Genomic DNA, 17,809 nt, shown 5'->3' with positions numbered 1-17,809 from the left:
TCTGTACAGGAAGCTTTGGCAATGAGCCTGTTTTCAACGTGTAGCTGTTGTGCGCCATCATCGAGTGGCCGCCGCAAATTTCTCGCCGGGACGATTGCCGCAGCCGCGGCCACGGCCGTGCCGAAGCTGGCCTCCGCAGCGCCGGGCGCACAGCGGATCATCGACGTGCATCATCATTTCGAGCCCGGCGGCAAGAACTACGACGGCGCGCCCTGGACGATCGAGAACGCGGTGGAGCAACTGGGCAGCAATGGCGTGTCCACCGCCATCGCTTTTGCGGGTGCGATTTTTACGCCGGAGATTGAAGCCGGCCGCGCGCGTGCCCGGCAGATCAACGAGTGGAGCACCAAGCTGTGCCTGGATCATCCGGGCCGCTTCGGCCTGTTCGCATCGATTCCGATGAACGACGTGGATGGCGCGCTGGCCGAAATTGCTTACGCATTCGACGTGCTCAAGGCCGACGGTATCGGTATCGTCACGAACTATCAGAGCGCGTGGCTCGGCGATCCGAAGTTCGAGCCGATCTTTCAGGAACTGAATCGCCGCAAAGCGGTAGTGTTCGTGCACCCTGTCGAGGCGCCGTGCTGTACACCCGCCACACTGAGTTATGAAAAGCCGCCGGTGTCGGTGCCGTGGATCGAGTTCCCCACCAACACCGCGCGCACGATTCTGAGTCTCTGGGCAGCAGGCACGACGCGGCGCAATCCCGACGTCAAATTCATCTTCTGTCATGGCGGTGGCGTGATGCCGTTGCTGCTCGGCAGAATCGCCGGGTTCTCGGATTGGGAATCGGTCGGCCAGGCCCGGCTCGATGCGATGTTTCCGGACGGCATCTACGCGGAGTTCTCGAAGCTCTATTTCGATTGCGCCCAGGCGTATGCCCCGGAAGCGTTCGACCTGCTTCGCAAGATCGTGCCGCAATCTCATTTGCTGTTTGGCTCGGACTATAGCTACTTCCCGATCCGGCACAGTGTCGAGCAGTTCGGCAAGCTGAAGCTGCCGGCGAGCTCGGCCAAGATGATCCTCGGCGGAAATGCGGCGACGCTGCTGCCGCGTTGGCAGGCCTGAGTCTCTGGTCGGCGGCAACCCGTGTCATGAGAAGCGCGGCCACGCGCTAGCCTGCAGCGGTATCGCCGCACCTGACAGTGAAAGTGGTAATATCACAAAATATATATAAAAATTGTGTTTATACCTTTTTCATTACCTCGAGGACGTCACCATGAGCGACGGGACAACTGCACTTGACGACGGGTCGGGGCGCACGATGGCCTCCGCATTGGAAACCACGCTGCGACGCGACATCATCGCCGGGCTGCTCGAACCGGGCACGAAATTGCGGGTGCGCGAGCTCGGCGAGCGCTACGACGTCGGCGCGATTCCGTTGCGTGAAGCGCTCTCACGTCTGAGCGCGAGCGGCTTTGTGGTGGCGATCGACCAGAAAGGCTTTCGCGTCGCGGATGTCTCGCTGGACGAACTCGAAGACATCACGCAGACACGTCAGGATATCGAGCGGCTGGCGATCACTCGAGCAATCCGTCGGCGCGGTGCACGCTGGGAAGGCGAGCTGCTGGCGGCTCATCATCTGCTCAAGCGCATACCCGTCTACGATGCGGCCTATCCCGACCGGTTGAACCCCGAGTGGGAAATCGCCCACAACCGTTTCCATGAAACGCTGATCGCCGGCTGCAACTCAGCCTGGTTGACGCAGTTCGCCACCAAGCTGCGCGATCAGACCGCGCGCTACCGGTACCTGTCGGCCGCTGCGCCCCATGGGCACGACCGCAACGTTGCCGACGAGCATGACGCCATCGTCGATGCAGTGTTGTCGCATGACGTGGAACTCGCCGGCACGTTGCTGACCGAGCACTTCGGCGCGACGGCGCGGCTCGTGGCTGAGGCGTTACGCGCGCACCTTGAAAAAACTATTTAAAGTTGTTTTATATATATTTTTTGCCATAAAATCGTCCTCACGACTAAAGGAGGATGAAATGCGATTCGTGCAGTTTGAAGAGGCTGGCCAGCACAAGCTGGGTTTGTTGAAAGAAGGCAACGTGAACGTGTTGGGCCCGGCGTCGCTGGACGACCTGCTCGCCAAAGGCGTCGATCTCGTGTCTTACGCTGCTGGCGCAGAAGTTACCGGTGAGCGCTCGGTGGAGGAATTGAAGTTCCTGCCTCCGCTTACGCGTTCGGGCAAGGTGATCTGCGTAGGCCTGAACTACAGCGACCACACGAAGGAAAGCAACTACGAACAGCCGAATTACCCGACGCTGTTCCTGCGTGTGAACACCAGTCTCGTTGCGCACAATGAACCGATCGTGCGTCCGAACGTGTCGAATGCGCTCGATTACGAAGGCGAATTGGCCGTGGTGCTGAAAAGCGGTGGCCGGCATATCGCGAAGGCCGACGCGTTGTCGCACGTCGCGGGTTACGCGCTCTTCAACGACGGCTCGGTGCGAGATTATCAGTTCAAGACGCCGCAATGGACGGTCGGCAAGAACTTCGACGGCACGGGTGCGTTCGGCCCCGAACTCGTCACCCCGGACGAAGTGCCGCACGGCGCACGCGGTTTGCAGCTTGAAACGCGCCTGAATGGTGAAGTCGTGCAGTCCGCATCGACCGACACCATGGTGTTCGACATCGAGACGCTGATCTCGACGATCAGCGAAGCGATCACGCTCGAAGCGGGCGACATCATCGTGACGGGTACGCCGTCGGGTATCGGCTGGGCACGTGAGCCCAAACTGCTGATGAAGCCGGGCGACGTCTGCGAAGTCACCGTGGAAGGCTTCATGCCGCTGCGCAATCCGATCGTGCAGGAACCGGCGCGCGGCTGAGCGTACGGTTTTCACGTGCCGCCGGCACAGGTCCATAGAGGCCGTGACCGGCGGCGCGACCATTCCTTGCTGGATTCTCGCTGGAGACAGAGATGAGCAATGACGCACCCACGCGCCACGCCGCGGTCCATTCAATCGATCATTTCGCGCTGAACGTGCCTTCCATTGCGGATGCCCGGCATTTCTACAGCGCGTTCGGCCTCGACGTACGCGACGCCGGTGACGGGCCCGAAGCACACCTGGAACTACGTGCCGGCGATGGTCACCGGTGGGCCCGCATTCTGCCTGCCGCGAGCAAATCGCTTGCGTACCTCAGCTTCAGTTGCTTCGAAGGCGATCTCGAGACGCTCGAGCGCCAGGTGCGAGAGGCGGGCGGCCGCGTCTGCGCAGATGCCGCGACACCCGGTCACGGCTGGCAACATACGACCGAAGGTCTATGGTTCGTCGATCCGGATGGCAATATGATTCATGTGGGTGTCGGCCCGAAAACCACGCCCACGTGCAAGACGCCATTCGACCGCCCCGAAGTGGGCCCCGATAGCCGCGGCTCACATCCGCGCTCACAGGCGCGCACCGTGCGGCCGCGTCGCATGAGTCATGTGCTGCTTTTCACGCAGGACACGCTGCGCGCGGTCGATTTCTATCAACGCGCGCTCGGTCTGCGTCTATCGGACCGCTCCGCGGACATCATTGCTTTCATGCATGGTCCGCACGGCAGCGACCATCATCTTGTCGCGTTTGTGAAGAGCAGTGCGAAGGGCTGGCATCACGTCGCATGGGATGTGGATGGTATCGACGAGGTCGGCGCCGGTTCGTCACAAATGGCCGCCGCAGGTTATACGCGCGGCTGGGGGACGGGCCGCCATGTGCTCGGTTCAAACTACTTCCACTATGTGATGGATCCATGGGGTTCGTTCTCCGAATTTTCCGCGGACATCGACTTCGTGACTGCCGGCGTAGGCTGGCCTGCCGGTGACTTTGCGCCTGAGGATTCGCTGTATCTGTGGGGTCCGGAGGTCCCGCCGTATTTCATCCACAACACCGAAGCCTGACAGTCAAAGGAAAACCCTCATGCTTTACGTTCGAATTTGCTTCGATAAACCCGGCACGACTGAATTGCGCGAAATGCATCGCGCGGCGCATCGTGCGTATTTCAAGCCGAATCTCGAAGCCGGGGCGGACGTGCGTCTCGTACAGGCCGGCCCGATGTGCGTCAGCGATCAGGACGATACGAATCTGGGCAGCTTCATGATCCTGGAAGCGGATAGCCTCGCCGCCGCGCAACGTTTTCATGAAGGCGATCCGTTCACCCAGGTGGGGCTCTACGGCCAGGTGTTTATTCATCGCTGGGACCGGCACGTCGGGTAAGAAATCGATTGGAAGTAAGCAAACAAGCCGTGCGCGCTCCAGAAGACCATCGCACTGTCAGCGCACGCAAGAAGCGTGACGCCATGCGCGCACGCATTCTGCATGCCGCGATGGACCTGTATTCGGATCGCAACAACCTGTCGACGTCCATTGAAGACGTCATCAACGCGGCCGACATCTCTCGCGGCACCTTCTACAAATACTTCGCTTCGATGGACGAAGCGTTGATCGCACTGGGTCGGCAGGTCACTGACCAGATGACGCTGGACATTCAACCTGTCTACGACGTGCTGACCGATCCCCTTCAACGCATCAGTACCGGTATGCGCCTTTTTCTGGCGCGGGCGCTGCACGATACGCGCTGGGCGGGATTTGTGGTGCGTGCCGAACTCATCCCCCGCGAGTCCGTGCTGCTCGATTACGTCTACGGGGACCTGAGGGATGGCGCATCGCTCGCCCAACTGGACTTCAGCAACTTGCAGGCTGCGGCGGATTCGGTGCTGGGCGCGACAGTGGAAGGTATGCGCACGATGATGCTGGGCCGTACCCAAGATGCGGACGGCTATGTCGACGAAGTCATCCGGTTGACTTTGCGCAGTCTTGGCGTGAGCAAGCAGAAGGCCGAAGCGGCGAACGCATTCGCGCGCACTTATGTTGCCGATCGGGAGAAACAGCGCTGAAAGGCCGCACGCCAAGCTTGACATTGAATATTTGTTCACTCTGATGGGTACGAAAACCCTAGATTGACGCGTCGTCTGCAAAACATACAATGAACACATTGACTACTGCGATAACGCGCTAGCGGGGACGGCAGTTAAGCGTATTCGAGTGGGGCGTGCCGGACCGGAAAGCGGACCACGACTAGTGGTTAGGTATCCAGATAAATATTCCGGACCTGGTTCGTCCAACCCACCCATCCATTCACGATCAGAGAGACAGATATGAAAGCTGAAAGCCAGGCGGTACTGCAGCAACCCGAATCCATCGAGCAGGAACTGGTGGCCCGCGCTCGCGCACTTGGCCCGTTGCTCGCAAAAAACGCGCAGAAGTCGGAGCAGGACCGTCGCGCCCACGAAGAGAACATCAACGCGATCCGCGAGGCCGGGTTGTTCCGGTTGATGGTGCCGAAACGCTTCGGTGGCCATCAAGCTTCGATCAAGTCGCATCTTGAAGTCACCGCTGCGCTGGCGGAGTCCTGCGCCGGCACCGCCTGGGTCACGGCGCTCACGAACGTCTGCGCATGGTTTGTCGGTTTGTATCCGCGCCGCGCGCAGGAGGACGTCTTCGGCGCCAATCCGGACGCACGCGTGGCGGGTGTGTTCACACCGTCAAACGATTGCCGGCGTGTGGAAGGCGGCCTCGTCATTTCGGGCAAATGGTACTGGTCGTCGGGCAGTCTGCATGCCGACTGGGTGACGGTCGGCGTCATGGAGCATGACGCGAACGGCGCGTTTGTTGGCCACTATCTCGCATTGATTCCGAAGTCGGACGTCACGATTGAAGACACCTGGTACACCGTGGGTATGCGGGCGTCGGGCAGCAACTGCGTGGTCGCGAAGGACCTGTTCGTGCCGGATCACCGTTTGCTCGACGTCGGCGCCGCGGTCAACAGCGACTATCCGACAGAATTCAAGGACGAAGCCGAGTATCGGGGGGCGTTCGTGCCGGTGGCAGCCATCGTGCTGGTTGGCGCGCAACTCGGTCTTGGCCGTGCTGCATTGAAGTACGTGATCGAGAAGGCGCCTCAACGCAGCATCGCCTACACGTCGTTCGAGAAGCAGACGTCATCGGTTATGTTCCAGGCGCAGATCGCGGAGGCATCGCAAAAAATTGATACCGCCCACCTGCACGCGTTTCGTGCTGCGGCGGACATCGACAACGCGGCGCAACGTGGCGAAAAGCTCGGCTACATGACCCGTGCGCGGGTGCGGGCGGACGCGGCGGTGGTCGTGAATTCGATCACCGAGGCGATCAACATTCTGATTTCGGCACACGGCGCGGGCACGTTCGCGGAAGCGAGCCCGTTGCAGCGGATCTGGCGCGACTCCAACACGGCCGCGCGGCATGCGGTGGTGATGCCGGCAGTGGGCATCGAGGTCTACGGCAAGGCGCTGCTGGGTGTTGAAAACACCGTGACGCCGCTGGTTTAATCGTCGAAGGAAGCCAGGGGCATTGCGATGGAAATTGACACCAAACTGTATCGCTCGGTGATGGGCCTGTTCGCCACGGGCGTGACCGTCATCAGCTACGTTGTCGAGGGCAAGCCTGCCGGCATGACCGCTAACGCGTTCATGTCGGTGTCGATGGAGCCGCCGCTCGTGCTCATCTCAGTGCGCAAGCAGTCGCGTTTCAACGACATAGTGAAGGTTGGCGTGCCTTACGGCGTCAACTTTCTTGCGGAGAGCCAACAGCCGATCAGCGCCCACTTTGGCGGCAGGTGGGACGAAACCTTGCAGATTCCGTTTGTGGAGAAGAGTGGCACACCGCTTATCGATGGCAGTCTGGCCCATATCGTCGCGCGTACGACGGCAGTGCATGAGGCCGGTGACCACTTGCTGTACGTCGGCGAAATCGAGTACCTGCAATTGGGCGAGCAGCGCAAGCCGCTGGTTTTCTTCAGCGGCAAGTACAAGCAGGTCGACGCGCATGCGCCGGCCTTCGGCTGGGCCGTCAACAACGATTGCTGGTGAACCCGGCATGCATTCCGTCATTCTGTGCCGGTAGGAGGAAGCAGCGTGAGCCAGGAAAACGAAGAAGCACGATGCCCAATGCCATCAGTGGGCGGGCGAACGCAGTACCTATGGTTCTACGACCCGTCGTTTTCGGACGATATGTGGCCGCAGCAGCGCGGCTCGATCGAGGCGCGAAAGAGCGCTGCTGCAACGCGTGAGCGTCGATCGACGAAGGTGAGCGGGAACGTTGGATCGATTCAGGAGTCTTAAGGGCATCTTGCCGCATGCCGACGTGGCGATGCTGACCGGCCACGTGATTTGCATGAACAGGTATGCGTCATGATTTCACGAGCGACATGCAGTCGCGCATTTCCCACGATTATTTGGGTGACGCTACAGCGTCCCCAATGACACCTTCAGGAGTTGCCCATGAGTGAATTTAGAACCGTCCGCACCGAAGGCGCCGACATTGCCTACGATATCGACGGCCAAGGTCCGCTATTGCTGCTGGTGGCTGGCGGTAACGGCGATAGTAAATTGTTTACCCGATTGTCCGCGCAACTTGCTGACCGTTATACCGTCGTGAAATATGACCGGCGGGCGAATGCGCGCAGCACAGGCGACATCGACGGCGAGTTGGACATGGCGCAGGCCGGGCGCGACGCCGCCGCTGTCATCAAGGACGTGAACCGCGGCGTCGCCTATGTGTTTGGTAACAGCGCCGGCGCGAATATCGCGCTCAAACTCACCGAAGACCATCCCGATCTTGTAAGAGGACTGGTCGACCATGAACCGCCGATTACCGACATGCTGCCGCAGCCTGAAGCCGGAAAATGGCGCACCTTCTTTGACCGCGTCTACGACGTGTTTGTAGCCGAAGGCGCCGGCCCGGCGATGAAACTGTTTGCTTCGTCATTCGTGGGGTTTGACCACAACGCGCCCGCGCCTGGCGATCAGGCGGGCGGCACCCATGACCGTTTTCTCGCGCACGAATTTCGCCACATCAACAGCTTCGTGCCGAACGTCAACGCGCTGCGCCGCGCAGGCGTGCCGATGGTCACAGTGGTCGGCCGCGACAGCGGCGACGCCTTCTATGCGCAGACGGCGCGCGAGCTCGCGCGGCAATTGCCCTGTCCGTGCGCCGACATCGTCGGCAATCATCTCGGCTACGCATTTCACGCCGAAACGTTCGCGAACGAATTGCATCGGCTGATTGAAAATCTGCCTGCTCGCGCGCCTCAATAGACAGCGAATCTCGCCGATTCCGGCGAGCGTTCAGTCCTCTCCTGGAGTAACCGAATGAAGATCATCTGCGTCGAAGAACACACGGTGGACGCGGCAATTGCCAAAGCCAGCCAGCAAGGGCTCGCAGCCGAAGCAGGCTATATGGCCGACTGGGGCAGCCGTGTCGAAGATAAGCCGCCTGCGTTCGGCGACCTTCGGCCGTCGCTCGTGCCGCCCAAACATTCCATGGAGCTTGCGCGCGATTTAGGGGCCGGTCGTATTGCGGATATGGACAAGCATGGCATCGACATGCAGATCCTGTCTTACAGCAGTTCACCACAACTGGCGCCGGCCGCTGAGGTTGTCGGCCTGACCCGAGCGGCGAACGACAGGCTGGCTGAAGCGATTCAGGCGAACCCGGCACGCTTCGGCGGATTTGCCTCGCTGCCCTGGCAGGACCCTGACGCGGCGGCGTTGGAACTTGAGCGGACGGTCAAGGAATTGGGCTTCAAAGGTACGCTGCTTACCGGGCGCCCGGGCAAGACCTTTCTCGACGACCCGCGCTATGAACCTGTGCTCGCCACGCTGAATGAACTGAAGGTGCCGATTTATGTGCACCCCGGTTTCCCCTTGTCCGAAGTGCGTGAACCGTACTACGGCGGCCTGGGTAAGGAAGTGAGCGCGCGCCTGTCGTTGTTCGGTTGGGGCTGGCACCACGAAGCGGGCATACAGGTGATTCGCATGATGCTGTCGGGCCAATTCGACAAGTTTCCGAACCTGCAAGTCATTAGCGGCCACTGGGGCGAGATGGTGCCTTTCTATCTTCAGCGTATGGATGACACCATTCCGCAAGAAGCCACCGGTCTTTCGCGCTCGATCACGGATACCTACAAGTCGCATGTCTACGTGACCCCCAGCGGCATGTTCAACTTGCCGCATTTCGAGTTCATCCACAAGGTAGTGGGCGCGGGCCGCATTATTTATGCGGTGGACTATCCGTATCTCACGCATACGGGATCGCGCGAGTTTCTGGACAGTCTTCCGATCAGCCAGGAAGACAAAGAAAAGATCGCGTACCGGAATGCGGAAGCTTTGTTCCGGTTATGAACCCGCAATGACTGAATGGTTGCGCGCGCTTTAGTCCTGGCGCAGCGTTTGCGTGACCAATGAGCGAAACCAGCGGTGCCCGGCGTCATTGTGATAGCGCGCGTGCCAGAACTGCTGCACGAGTAAATCCGGTAACTTGATCGGCAGCGGAAACACGTCCACATTGGCCAGGCGCGAAAACAGTTCGGCGAGTTCGTCCGGCACCGCGGCAATGAAGTCCGAGTTTGCGACTAGACTCGGCACGGCCAGCAGATAGGGCACCTCCACGCCCACCTTCAAACGCGCGCCATGTTGCCGCAATTCTCTCTCAAGCAACTGGTTGGTGAGCGCAAGCGTGCCGGCGACGACATGCTTTTTCCCCATGAAATCTTCAAGTGTCATGCGCAGCTTCTTGCGCGTTGCTCCGCCTTTGATGATGCCAACCAGCGAGCGACGGAATAAGGGCTGCTGATGAAGGTTCTCGCCGAGTTTGCCGAGGTAGCCGATCGCGAGATCGAGCGCGCCGTCCTGCAGCGCGCTGGCCAGTTCCATTGACGGCACCTGAATCGGTTTGAGCGTGGCGAGCGGCGCGCGTTCACGCAGCGCCGCCAGCAGGCGTGGCAGCAGTACGATCACGCCCATGTCGCTCAGGCAGACCGAAAAGGTCCGCGTGGTCGTTGCGGCGTCGAACGATTTGGCACTCCAGATTTCCTGCTGGACCAGCGCCAGAACGTTCGCCACGCCTTCGGTCAGGCGCTCGCCGACCGGTGTCGGCGCCATGACCGGTCCGGTCCGCACGAACAGATCGTCCTGAAACAGCGTCCGGAGTTTCCCTAGTGCGTGACTCACGGCAGGCTGCGTGAGACCCAGCCGTTCGGCTGCGCGCGACACGCTACGCTCCTCGGCCAGCGCCTGAATGACGTATAGGAAGTTCAGGTCGGGAGATTGCATGTATGCACCAGATTCATGATGGGTATGAAATGCATTGTATAGATTTATAGTCGCCTGGCGTTTAACTTCGCATCCATAGCAAGTTAAAAGCAAGGAGACGGAAGCGGTGGACTGCGACGTAATCATCGTGGGCGGCGGCCCGGTTGGCCTGTTTCTCGCGGCAGAGTTGGGGCAGCGCGGCATTAGCGTCGAAGTGTTCGACGCCAAGCCTGGCACGAGTACCCATCCGGCTGCGAAATGCCAACAGCGCACGCACGATGGAGCATTTCCGTCGCATTGGCATCTCGGCCGCGATCCGCGCGTTGGGGTTGCCGGGTGACTATGCGCCGGACATCGCCTACTTCACCTCGATTGCCGGCCGTGAGCTTGCGCGCCTCAAACAACCGTCGTCGCAGGCTGCAGTGGAGTGGGCAAAGGCGCACGCCTTCACCTGGGCCACCCCGGAGCCGCCGCATCGCTGTTCACAGCTTTATGTCGAACCCGTGTTGCTCGAAGCGGCGCGACGTCACGCGACGTGTCACGTTCACTTCAGCGCAAAGGTGCTCGATTTCACGCAAAACGACGAAGGCGTGACGGCCACTGTCGAGATGGACGCCACGGCGGATCGCGCTGCGCAGACGCGCACGGTCACGGCTCGCTATCTCATCGGTTGCGACGGGCCGCGCAGTTTCGTGCGCAAGTCATTGGGCCTGTCATACGCTGGCGTAGCGGGCGAGAAGCGCGAATTCATGGGCGGCCAGATGGACGCCGTCTATTTCTACGCCCCCGACATCTACCGCGTGTGCCCGCACGCTCCCGCCTGGCAGTACTGGACGTTTGGCGCGACGCAACGCGCGCTGATCATCGCCGTCGATGGCGAAGGGCACTTCATCATGAATGTGCAGACACGTGAAGGCGAATCGCCCGACGAAGCCGATGTGAAGCGTTGTATCGCCGGGGCAATCGGTGCCGATATTCCATTCGAAGTGAAGAGCAGTTCGCGGTGGACGGCGGGCTTTGCGCTCGTGGCCGAGAAGTTTTCGGTGGGACGGGTATTTCTCGCGGGCGATTCCGCCCATCTTTTTACGCCGACCGGTGGACTCGGCTACAACACCGGCATCGAGGACGCCGCGAATCTCGCGTGGAAGCTCGAAGCCATGGTCAAGGGCGTCGCCGGTGAGGCACTCGGCACGAGCTATGAAGCGGAGCGCCGCCCGGTGGCGTTGCGTAACACGGCGTTTGCGCGCAGCTTCGCGGACAGTATCGGCAACGTGCAGGTACCCGCCGTCGCAGACGAACCGGGTGCCGCCGGCGACGCAGCGCGCGCTGCAGTTGGCGAGTATCTGAAATTCCATGCGACCGCCGAATTCGTGATTCCTGGCGTGCATCTCGGCACACGCTATGAAGCGTCGCCGCTGCTGAGCGCGGAAGCCGGCGCGTCCTCACCGGACATGGCAAACCTCTACGTGCCATGCGCGCGTCCCGGCCATCGTGCACCGCATGCATGGCTTGCCGGCGGCGATTCCCTTTACGACCGCTTCGGATCCGGCTTCACGCTGCTTTGCATTGGCGAGGCGGGCGTGGACATCGAAAGCGATGACGCGTACCGGAACGCCGCGGCGATACTGCCTGGGCTGACTGTCGTCCAGGTGGATGAAGCGGCGGTGGCCGAACTCTACAAGGCGGCATTCGTACTGATCCGTCCGGACCAGCACGTGGCCTGGCGCGGCAATGTGCTGGGCGACGATTTCGCAACGTCCGTGCTGCGTACGCTCGGACATCGGCCGCAAGAGGCTCTCTTATTGCCGGCTCAGGCCTGCCCCTCGGCTGTGTGATCGCCTTGGTTCACCGGCACATCGCGTTGTACCGCGACAGGGTCACTGGCAGGCCCTGCGCATGAAAAAACACCGAAATAGTTTCGCAATCAAGCGAACGGAACCTCTGGAGACAGCTTATGCACGCTCAAGCAATCACGCCACCCGGCGTCATGGACGGCAAGAAAACGTCCTCGCTACAAATCCTCACGCTGTTTCTCTGCTTTCTGGTCGTCGCCGCCGATGGCTTCGACGTAGCGTCGGTAGGGTACGTCGCGCCTTTGCTGAAGAAAGCGTGGGCGCTCAGTCCCGCGCAACTCGGGCCGATCTTCGGCGCCGGACTGTTCGGGCTGACGGTCGGCAGTTTCCTGTTTGGGCCGCTGGCTGATCGCATCGGCCGCAAACGCGTCATTACGATCTCGCTGGTGCTGTTCGGCATCGGCAGTTTCGCCTGCGCCTACGCGCCGTCGCCGCTCTGGCTGGTCGCGCTGCGCTTCGCAACCGGCGCGGGGCTGGGTGGTGCAATGCCGAACGCAATCACGCTGTCGTCGGAATTCAGTCCCGCGCGCAGCCGCGCCTTGATGGTCACGCTCATGTTCTGCGGCTTCACATTAGGCCTCGCGTTCGGCGGCGCGGTGACGTCGCTTGTTTCGCGGTTTTATTCGGGCGTCACAAGATACACCACCAGCAGCTTTCTCAGGATGAAGCTCGGCGACGCCCTTCAGGGACGTAGCGTTGCAACCTATATCTCCGAAAGTCCGGAAGAGGCCAGGGCGCACGGGAGTGGCGCATCTCAAAATCTCCGGCGCGCTCGCCGACCCGACAGATTCTCACGGCCACGCCTCGGTCCACGGGCCCGTGGAAGCAGAAAGCGTATTGATGATCGACGGACCAGACCGCTTCAGGTGCAGCGTATCGCGCAACCGTCCGTCTGCTCACATTCCTCGAGCACAACAGAAAGGACCTTGTCGACTATCAGCGCGCCAGAATCGAAGGACGCCGGGTGTCGTCGGCGTCAGCGGAGTCCGTCATGAATCACTTGATCAATCGTCGTCTCTCAAAGCGGCAACAAATGCGTTGGTCCATGAAGGGAGCTCACTATCTGCTACAGACCCGCGTCGAGCTGCTTGATGGAAGCTTGGAAAGCTGCTTTCGAGACCGGTATCCGCACTTCAGATCGCCCGAGGCGGTTTGACGTTGAACGAACACTCCCCCACTTTTCGTCCGCCCCCGACGTTACCGAACTTGCTAGCGCCTCTGTGACAATTGCTAGCGGCAATTGTGGGCGCCAACAGCAGCGCGATAAAATACCGGTAGTTGAGCGCGCCGCACTGCGTCGCTTGTCTTGCGCTGCGGACGCCAGCGAAGTGCACATGTCGTAAAGCACCTCGCGGATTAAGTCATCACCCGTTAACGTCGAGTAGGTCTGCATGTCGAGAACGGAAACCATATATAACGAACGCAATGTCCGGTGTAAGTGGCGGAACCGGTGCTCGAACGTCTGATCTCGCAGAATATCGCATGGCCGAACGTGGCCGGAGACCCTTACCGCGCGAACGGTTTCGTTCTCCGCCATAAAGTGGAAGGTTGGCGAGGCGTATGTCTATCAGGCGTCTGGATTCGTCCCGTCATCGGCTGTTTTTCGCGGTCGACATGTATTTTCACTCCCCTTCAACTGTCGAAGACGCATCACTAGTGCGGAATGTGACCACGGGGACAGCATCAATGGGCGTTGCCGTCAGTCTACGAATCTGAGGCGATAGAAGGTTCTGTTTTGCCGCCGCACCCGTCATGGACAAAGCCTGGGGCATGTGACAAAAACAGTCTGCCGTCCTTCGAATTCATGTTTAGCGCCCAGAAAGGCCGGCCAGCGGCGAGCTCGCCGCTGGCCCAGGATTTCAGGTAAGCGTAGGAAAAAGCCACGCCGCGATCACACGTCCGCCGGTCACAACCCAAGCTCGACATCGCCATGTGGACGCTCGCGTCCATATATCGGTTCGGATCAGGGACGCCCTCCCTGATCGCCTGTATTCCGTGAGCGGACGCACCCATCAGAAAGTCCGTGGCGACATCGACGAGATCGAACGTGAACTGGCCGAGGCTCTTCCCCTTCTCCAGGTCTGCGGCCATGTACTGCGCGACGAGTGTGTGATGCGGCCAGACGTCGACACGCGTGACGAAGCCGGCCCACTTCCGGTCGAGAAGGGCGCGCACGAGGAAAACGCGGAATCCGACCGCGGCACGCTGCCACGGTTCCGTCAGAACGTCATAGACGGGAAGTATGTCACTCGTCATCTGGTTGCTGAGTTCCTGGCCGAGCGACACGAGCACCTGTTCCAGCGAGTCGAAGTATTTGTAGAAGGTTCCCCTCGAGACTTTGGCCTCGCGGATCACGTCGTCGATGACGGGCCCCGGGCCGGTGTGATCAGCGTAGACACGCATCGCGGCGTCGAGGAGTTTCGCCCGCATGATCAGGCGCTTTTTCTCCGCGACCTTCGAACGATGATCCACCATCGCGCTCCTCATTTTTGTAGTGCAGCCCAGACACCATTGCGGTGACGCTTTGTCAGAGTGACAAAACTATTCTAGTCGGAAACCCTAATTTAGGCCAGTTCAGCTTGCCTCGCGACGAGATCGCTTCTAGTATTAGACTCATACGTCGTAATGACAAAAGTGTCTTTATATAAAATCTCATCGCTTGGACTGACAGGCGAAGATGTCGGTAAAACACTGCATTTACGAACAAATGTTGCGATCGTCTCGAACATTAAATGTTGACATATATGTACATTATGAAATGGAGGCAGAAATGATCAAAGAAGCGTTAGCAGTCGCGGAAGCTTATGTCCCGGATCGGCCAATGAGCGGGCCAAGCCTGCAGGACCTGACGAAGCGCGCGGAGGCGTTGCAGCCGCTGCTGTTCAAAAATGCAGCCGAGTCCGACAGAAACCGCCGTGCCAGCGAAGAAAACATTCGAGCCATTGCCGAAGCGGGCCTATTCCGCCTCATGGTGCCGAAGCGCTATGGCGGGTATGAGGGTAGCGTGCGGTCGCATCTGGAAGTCTCGGCTGCACTCGGCGAGGCATGCGGCGGGACGGCTTGGGTTGTTGCGCTGACCAATGTCTGCGCTTGGTTCACCGGCCTGTTTCCGAAGCAGGCGCAGGACGAAGTGTTTGGCGCCAATCCCGACGCGCGCGTATCCGGCGTCTTCACGCCGTCCAAACAGTCGCGCCGCGTGGAAGGCGGCTTGGTCATTTCCGGCAAGTGGTATTTTTCATCGGGCTCGCTTCATGCCGATTGGGCAATGGTTGGCATCATCGAGCACGACCAGAACGGTGCATTCAAGGCGCAGTATCTGGCGCTGGTTCCGATGACCGAACTGTCAATCGAGGACACCTGGTACACCGCCGGAATGCGGGCCTCCGGAAGCAACTGCATCGTCGGTAATGAAGTGTTCGTGCCCGAGCATCGCCTGATGGACATCATGGCGGCCGTAAAGGGGGAATACCCGTCCGAATTCAAAGACGAAGCGAGCTATCGCGCGGCATTTGTGCCGGTTGCCGCGCTCATCCTGACGGGACCGCAACTCGGCATGGGCCGTGCGGCGCTCAAGTACGTGATCGAGAAAGCTTCGCAACGCGCAATCGCCTATACATCGTTCGAAAAGCAGACAGACTCCACTGTGTTCCAGATGCAGATCGCCGATGCGGCGCTAAAAGTCGACACAGCCGAACTGCGCGCTTTCCGTTCCGCTGACCAGATCGACGACGCCGCAAAGCGCGGCGTACAACTCGACTACGTCACCAAGGCGCGCGTTCGCGCCGATACCGGCATGATCACGACGCTAATCACCGACGCGATCAATGTCCTGCTGTCCGCCCACGGCGCGGGCAGTTTTGCCGAGGGCAGTCCGATGCAGCGCTGGTGGCGTGATTCGAATACCGCGGCCCGTCACGCGGTCGGTCTTCCTGCAATTGGCAATGAGGTGTACGGAAAGGCGCTGCTCGGCGTGGAAAACACGGTTACCCCGCTGGTGTGATCATGGCTGACATTCCTTTGCCCCAGAGGGCGAGCCCGGTGGATCCGAAGCTGTTGCGCGCGACGATGGGCCTCTTCGCCACCGGTGTGACGGTCGTCACTTTTGCCGTAGACGGACAGCCGGCAGGGATGACCGCCAATGCGTTTATGTCTGTGTCGCTCGAGCCGCCGTTGGTGCTCGTGTCAGTCAGATCGAGTTCGCGGTTCAACCAATGGGTGGAGGAAGGCGTGCGGTACGGCATCAATTTTCTGGCGGAGGATCAGCGGGCGCTCAGTGGACATTTTGGAGGTCGGCCTATCGAGGGCATCGAATTGCCGTTTTGCGAACAGCAGGGGACGCCGTTATTGCAGGGAAGCCTGGCGCACATTGTTTCGCGCACGGTCGACGTACATCCGGCAGGCGACCATTTTCTGTACATCGGCGAAGTCGAGTACATCCGCTTCGGTGAGCAACGCAGGCCGCTGGTCTTTTATAGCGGTAAGTACCAGCAGGTTCATACACACACACCCGCGATTATGGCGAACGGGTATGTCGAGGGGTGGTAGGCGAACCGAAGCTGCGGCGGTGCGCCCGAACACAACAGTGATAGATCCAGAGAAGTCCTGTCCGGAATCTGTTGAATGCAGTAAGTTGTACGAATTGAAATACGGAATATGTGCGTATCAGCCTGGGTTGAAGAAATTGCAGGTGCGGGAGAGAGCATGAGCATACGGGAAAGTAATTTGCGGTTGCAGATCGGCAAGTGGTTTGCGCCGACGCCCGCGCTGCCGGTTCGGATCAAACGGCTTGCCCTCGGACGTTCCGGCGGAAGACGATATGTCGCTGTTGAAGTATCCCGCTATGCAGGCGGTACCGCAATCTGGTTCTTTCGTCACCGGGAGGGTAACTGGCAGGTGTTCCCTCCCGATATCAAGCGGCCAGCGCTACAACTTTCCTGAAATATCGCGCAGACGGATGATAGGTGAGCCGCAGACGTCCGCGTCGCGGTGCTCGTGTGCGAATGCATCGCCCGGGGCCGGACGATGTCCCGTCGATCACCTGAATCATTATCCGCCGGGCCGACAAGCCACGGTGGCGGCGTGTTGCATAGCGCGCGCGGTCGCCGGCAACCGATGATAAACGAGCAATGACATGAAGTCTGAACCGCTTGAACCGCTGGATACCGCAAGGATGACGTCGGAACAGGATTCCGATCACCAGGAGACCACTGAATGGCTGGATGCGCTGGAAGGCGTGGCGCGTGGTGCGGGCGTAGACCGCGTCACGTTCCTGCTGCAGCGTCTCGCCGAACACGCGAGCCACCTCGGTATGTCACCGGCCGCGCATCCGTATTCGCTGTACCAGAACACCATCGCACTCGAAGACCAGCCGGCCTATCCGGGCGACCTCACGATGGAAGAGCGCATCACGTCGATCATCCGCTGGAACGCGCTGGCCATGGTCGCGAAGGCCAACAAGGCGTATGGCGAACTGGGCGGGCACATCGCGAGCTATGCGTCGGCCGCCGAGATCTTCGAGGTGGGCTTCAACCACTTCTTTCACGCCGATAGCGAGTCCGCCCGGGGCGACCTGGTCTACTTCCAGCCGCACTCGGCGCCCGGCGTCTATGCGCGCGCCTTTCTCGAAGGGCGACTCGACGAGGAACAGTTGAACCGCTACCGCCAGGAAGTCGACGGCGGCGGACTGTGCTCGTATCCGCATCCGTGGCTGATGCCAGAGTTCTGGCAGTTCCCGACCGGCTCAATGGGCATCGGGCCGATCAGCTCGATCTACCAGGCGCGCTTTCTGCGCTACCTCGAACATCGCGGCATTGCTGACACCAGCAAGCGTCGCGTGTGGGGC

17 protein-coding genes and 3 pseudogenes are annotated in these 17,809 nt (G+C 60.3%); 18 read left to right on the top strand and 2 right to left on the bottom strand.

The window, feature by feature from the left end:
• Positions 1–21: 21 nt before the first annotated feature.
• The 10 genes from HHL24_RS40335 to HHL24_RS40290 all read left to right on the top strand — a co-directional run bounded on the left by HHL24_RS40335 (position 22) and on the right by HHL24_RS40290 (position 9,205).
• Complete coding sequence (locus tag HHL24_RS40335; protein WP_169490861.1) at positions 22–1,068, top strand: amidohydrolase family protein; 1,047 nt, start codon at positions 22–24, stop codon at positions 1,066–1,068.
• Between the two features lie 151 nt (positions 1,069–1,219).
• Positions 1,220–1,930 carry a GntR family transcriptional regulator gene (locus HHL24_RS40330; protein WP_206003238.1) on the top strand — a complete coding sequence of 237 codons (711 nt, stop codon included), beginning with the start codon at positions 1,220–1,222 and terminating at the stop codon, positions 1,928–1,930.
• A 58-nt stretch (positions 1,931–1,988) separates the two neighbouring features.
• Positions 1,989–2,834, top strand: coding sequence for a fumarylacetoacetate hydrolase family protein (locus HHL24_RS40325; RefSeq protein ID WP_169490860.1), 846 nt, complete (start codon positions 1,989–1,991; stop codon positions 2,832–2,834).
• A 92-nt stretch (positions 2,835–2,926) separates the two neighbouring features.
• Positions 2,927–3,886, top strand: a complete 960-nt coding sequence (locus HHL24_RS40320) for a VOC family protein (protein WP_169490859.1) — start codon at positions 2,927–2,929, stop codon at positions 3,884–3,886.
• 19 nt (positions 3,887–3,905) lie between these two features.
• Positions 3,906–4,202 (top strand): YciI family protein, encoded by a 297-nt coding sequence (locus tag HHL24_RS40315; RefSeq protein ID WP_169490858.1) that lies wholly within the window; start codon positions 3,906–3,908, stop codon positions 4,200–4,202.
• Positions 4,203–4,231: 29 nt separating this feature from the next.
• A complete protein-coding gene (locus HHL24_RS40310) occupies positions 4,232–4,882 on the top strand; it encodes a TetR/AcrR family transcriptional regulator (protein WP_329606822.1) in 651 nt (216 codons plus the stop codon).
• A gap of 261 nt (positions 4,883–5,143) precedes the next feature.
• Positions 5,144–6,352: an acyl-CoA dehydrogenase family protein gene (locus HHL24_RS40305; RefSeq protein WP_169490857.1), complete on the top strand. Its 1,209-nt coding sequence runs from the start codon at positions 5,144–5,146 to the stop codon at positions 6,350–6,352.
• Between the two features lie 27 nt (positions 6,353–6,379).
• Positions 6,380–6,892 carry a flavin reductase family protein gene (locus HHL24_RS40300; RefSeq protein ID WP_169490856.1) on the top strand — a complete coding sequence of 171 codons (513 nt, stop codon included), beginning with the start codon at positions 6,380–6,382 and terminating at the stop codon, positions 6,890–6,892.
• Positions 6,893–7,303: 411 nt separating this feature from the next.
• The gene (locus HHL24_RS40295) at positions 7,304–8,119 is read left to right on the top strand and encodes an alpha/beta fold hydrolase (RefSeq protein ID WP_169490855.1); all 816 of its coding nucleotides are present in this window, start codon (positions 7,304–7,306) and stop codon (positions 8,117–8,119) included.
• A 54-nt stretch (positions 8,120–8,173) separates the two neighbouring features.
• A complete protein-coding gene (locus HHL24_RS40290; protein WP_169490854.1) occupies positions 8,174–9,205 on the top strand; it encodes an amidohydrolase family protein in 1,032 nt (343 codons plus the stop codon).
• A 30-nt stretch (positions 9,206–9,235) separates the two neighbouring features.
• Here the strand turns inward: HHL24_RS40290 and HHL24_RS40285 are convergent, their stop codons facing one another.
• Complete coding sequence (locus HHL24_RS40285) at positions 9,236–10,135, bottom strand: LysR family transcriptional regulator (protein WP_169490853.1); 900 nt, start codon at positions 10,133–10,135, stop codon at positions 9,236–9,238.
• A gap of 106 nt (positions 10,136–10,241) precedes the next feature.
• Between HHL24_RS40285 and HHL24_RS40280 the strand changes: the two genes are divergently transcribed.
• The 4 genes and pseudogenes from HHL24_RS40280 to HHL24_RS44395 form a co-directional block, all read left to right on the top strand.
• Positions 10,242–10,454, top strand: a complete 213-nt coding sequence (locus HHL24_RS40280) for an FAD-dependent oxidoreductase (RefSeq protein WP_169490852.1) — start codon at positions 10,242–10,244, stop codon at positions 10,452–10,454.
• Positions 10,393–11,949 (top strand): FAD-dependent monooxygenase, encoded by a 1,557-nt coding sequence (locus HHL24_RS40275; RefSeq protein WP_169490851.1) that lies wholly within the window; start codon positions 10,393–10,395, stop codon positions 11,947–11,949. Before HHL24_RS40280 ends, HHL24_RS40275 begins: the two co-directional genes overlap by 62 nt.
• A 119-nt stretch (positions 11,950–12,068) precedes the next feature.
• Positions 12,069–12,581 (top strand): annotated as a pseudogene (locus HHL24_RS45235) (MFS transporter); the annotation flags it as partial.
• A gap of 230 nt (positions 12,582–12,811) precedes the next feature.
• A pseudogene (locus HHL24_RS44395) lies at positions 12,812–13,123 on the top strand (ISKra4-like element ISBugl3 family transposase); the annotation flags it as partial.
• Positions 13,124–13,671: 548 nt separating this feature from the next.
• On the opposite strand, the gene HHL24_RS40265 reads toward HHL24_RS44395, so the two are convergent.
• Positions 13,672–14,442, bottom strand: a complete 771-nt coding sequence (locus HHL24_RS40265) for a TetR/AcrR family transcriptional regulator (protein WP_206003237.1) — start codon at positions 14,440–14,442, stop codon at positions 13,672–13,674.
• A gap of 346 nt (positions 14,443–14,788) precedes the next feature.
• On the opposite strand from HHL24_RS40265, the gene HHL24_RS40260 reads away from it, so the two are divergent.
• The 4 genes and pseudogenes from HHL24_RS40260 to HHL24_RS40245 all read left to right on the top strand — a co-directional run.
• Positions 14,789–15,967: an acyl-CoA dehydrogenase family protein gene (locus HHL24_RS40260; protein ID WP_169490848.1), complete on the top strand. Its 1,179-nt coding sequence runs from the start codon at positions 14,789–14,791 to the stop codon at positions 15,965–15,967.
• Between the two features lie 2 nt (positions 15,968–15,969).
• The gene (locus HHL24_RS40255; RefSeq protein ID WP_169490847.1) at positions 15,970–16,512 is read left to right on the top strand and encodes a flavin reductase family protein; all 543 of its coding nucleotides are present in this window, start codon (positions 15,970–15,972) and stop codon (positions 16,510–16,512) included.
• Between the two features lie 156 nt (positions 16,513–16,668).
• Positions 16,669–16,905 (top strand): hypothetical protein, encoded by a 237-nt coding sequence (locus HHL24_RS40250; RefSeq protein ID WP_169490846.1) that lies wholly within the window; start codon positions 16,669–16,671, stop codon positions 16,903–16,905.
• 193 nt (positions 16,906–17,098) lie between these two features.
• Positions 17,099–17,809 (top strand): annotated as a pseudogene (locus tag HHL24_RS40245) (pyruvate dehydrogenase (acetyl-transferring), homodimeric type); the annotation flags it as partial.

The organism is Paraburkholderia polaris (assembly GCF_012927345.1).
In the GTDB taxonomy this organism is placed as follows: domain Bacteria; phylum Pseudomonadota; class Gammaproteobacteria; order Burkholderiales; family Burkholderiaceae; genus Paraburkholderia; species Paraburkholderia polaris.
This window is presented reverse-complemented; position numbering and strand designations above follow the sequence as displayed.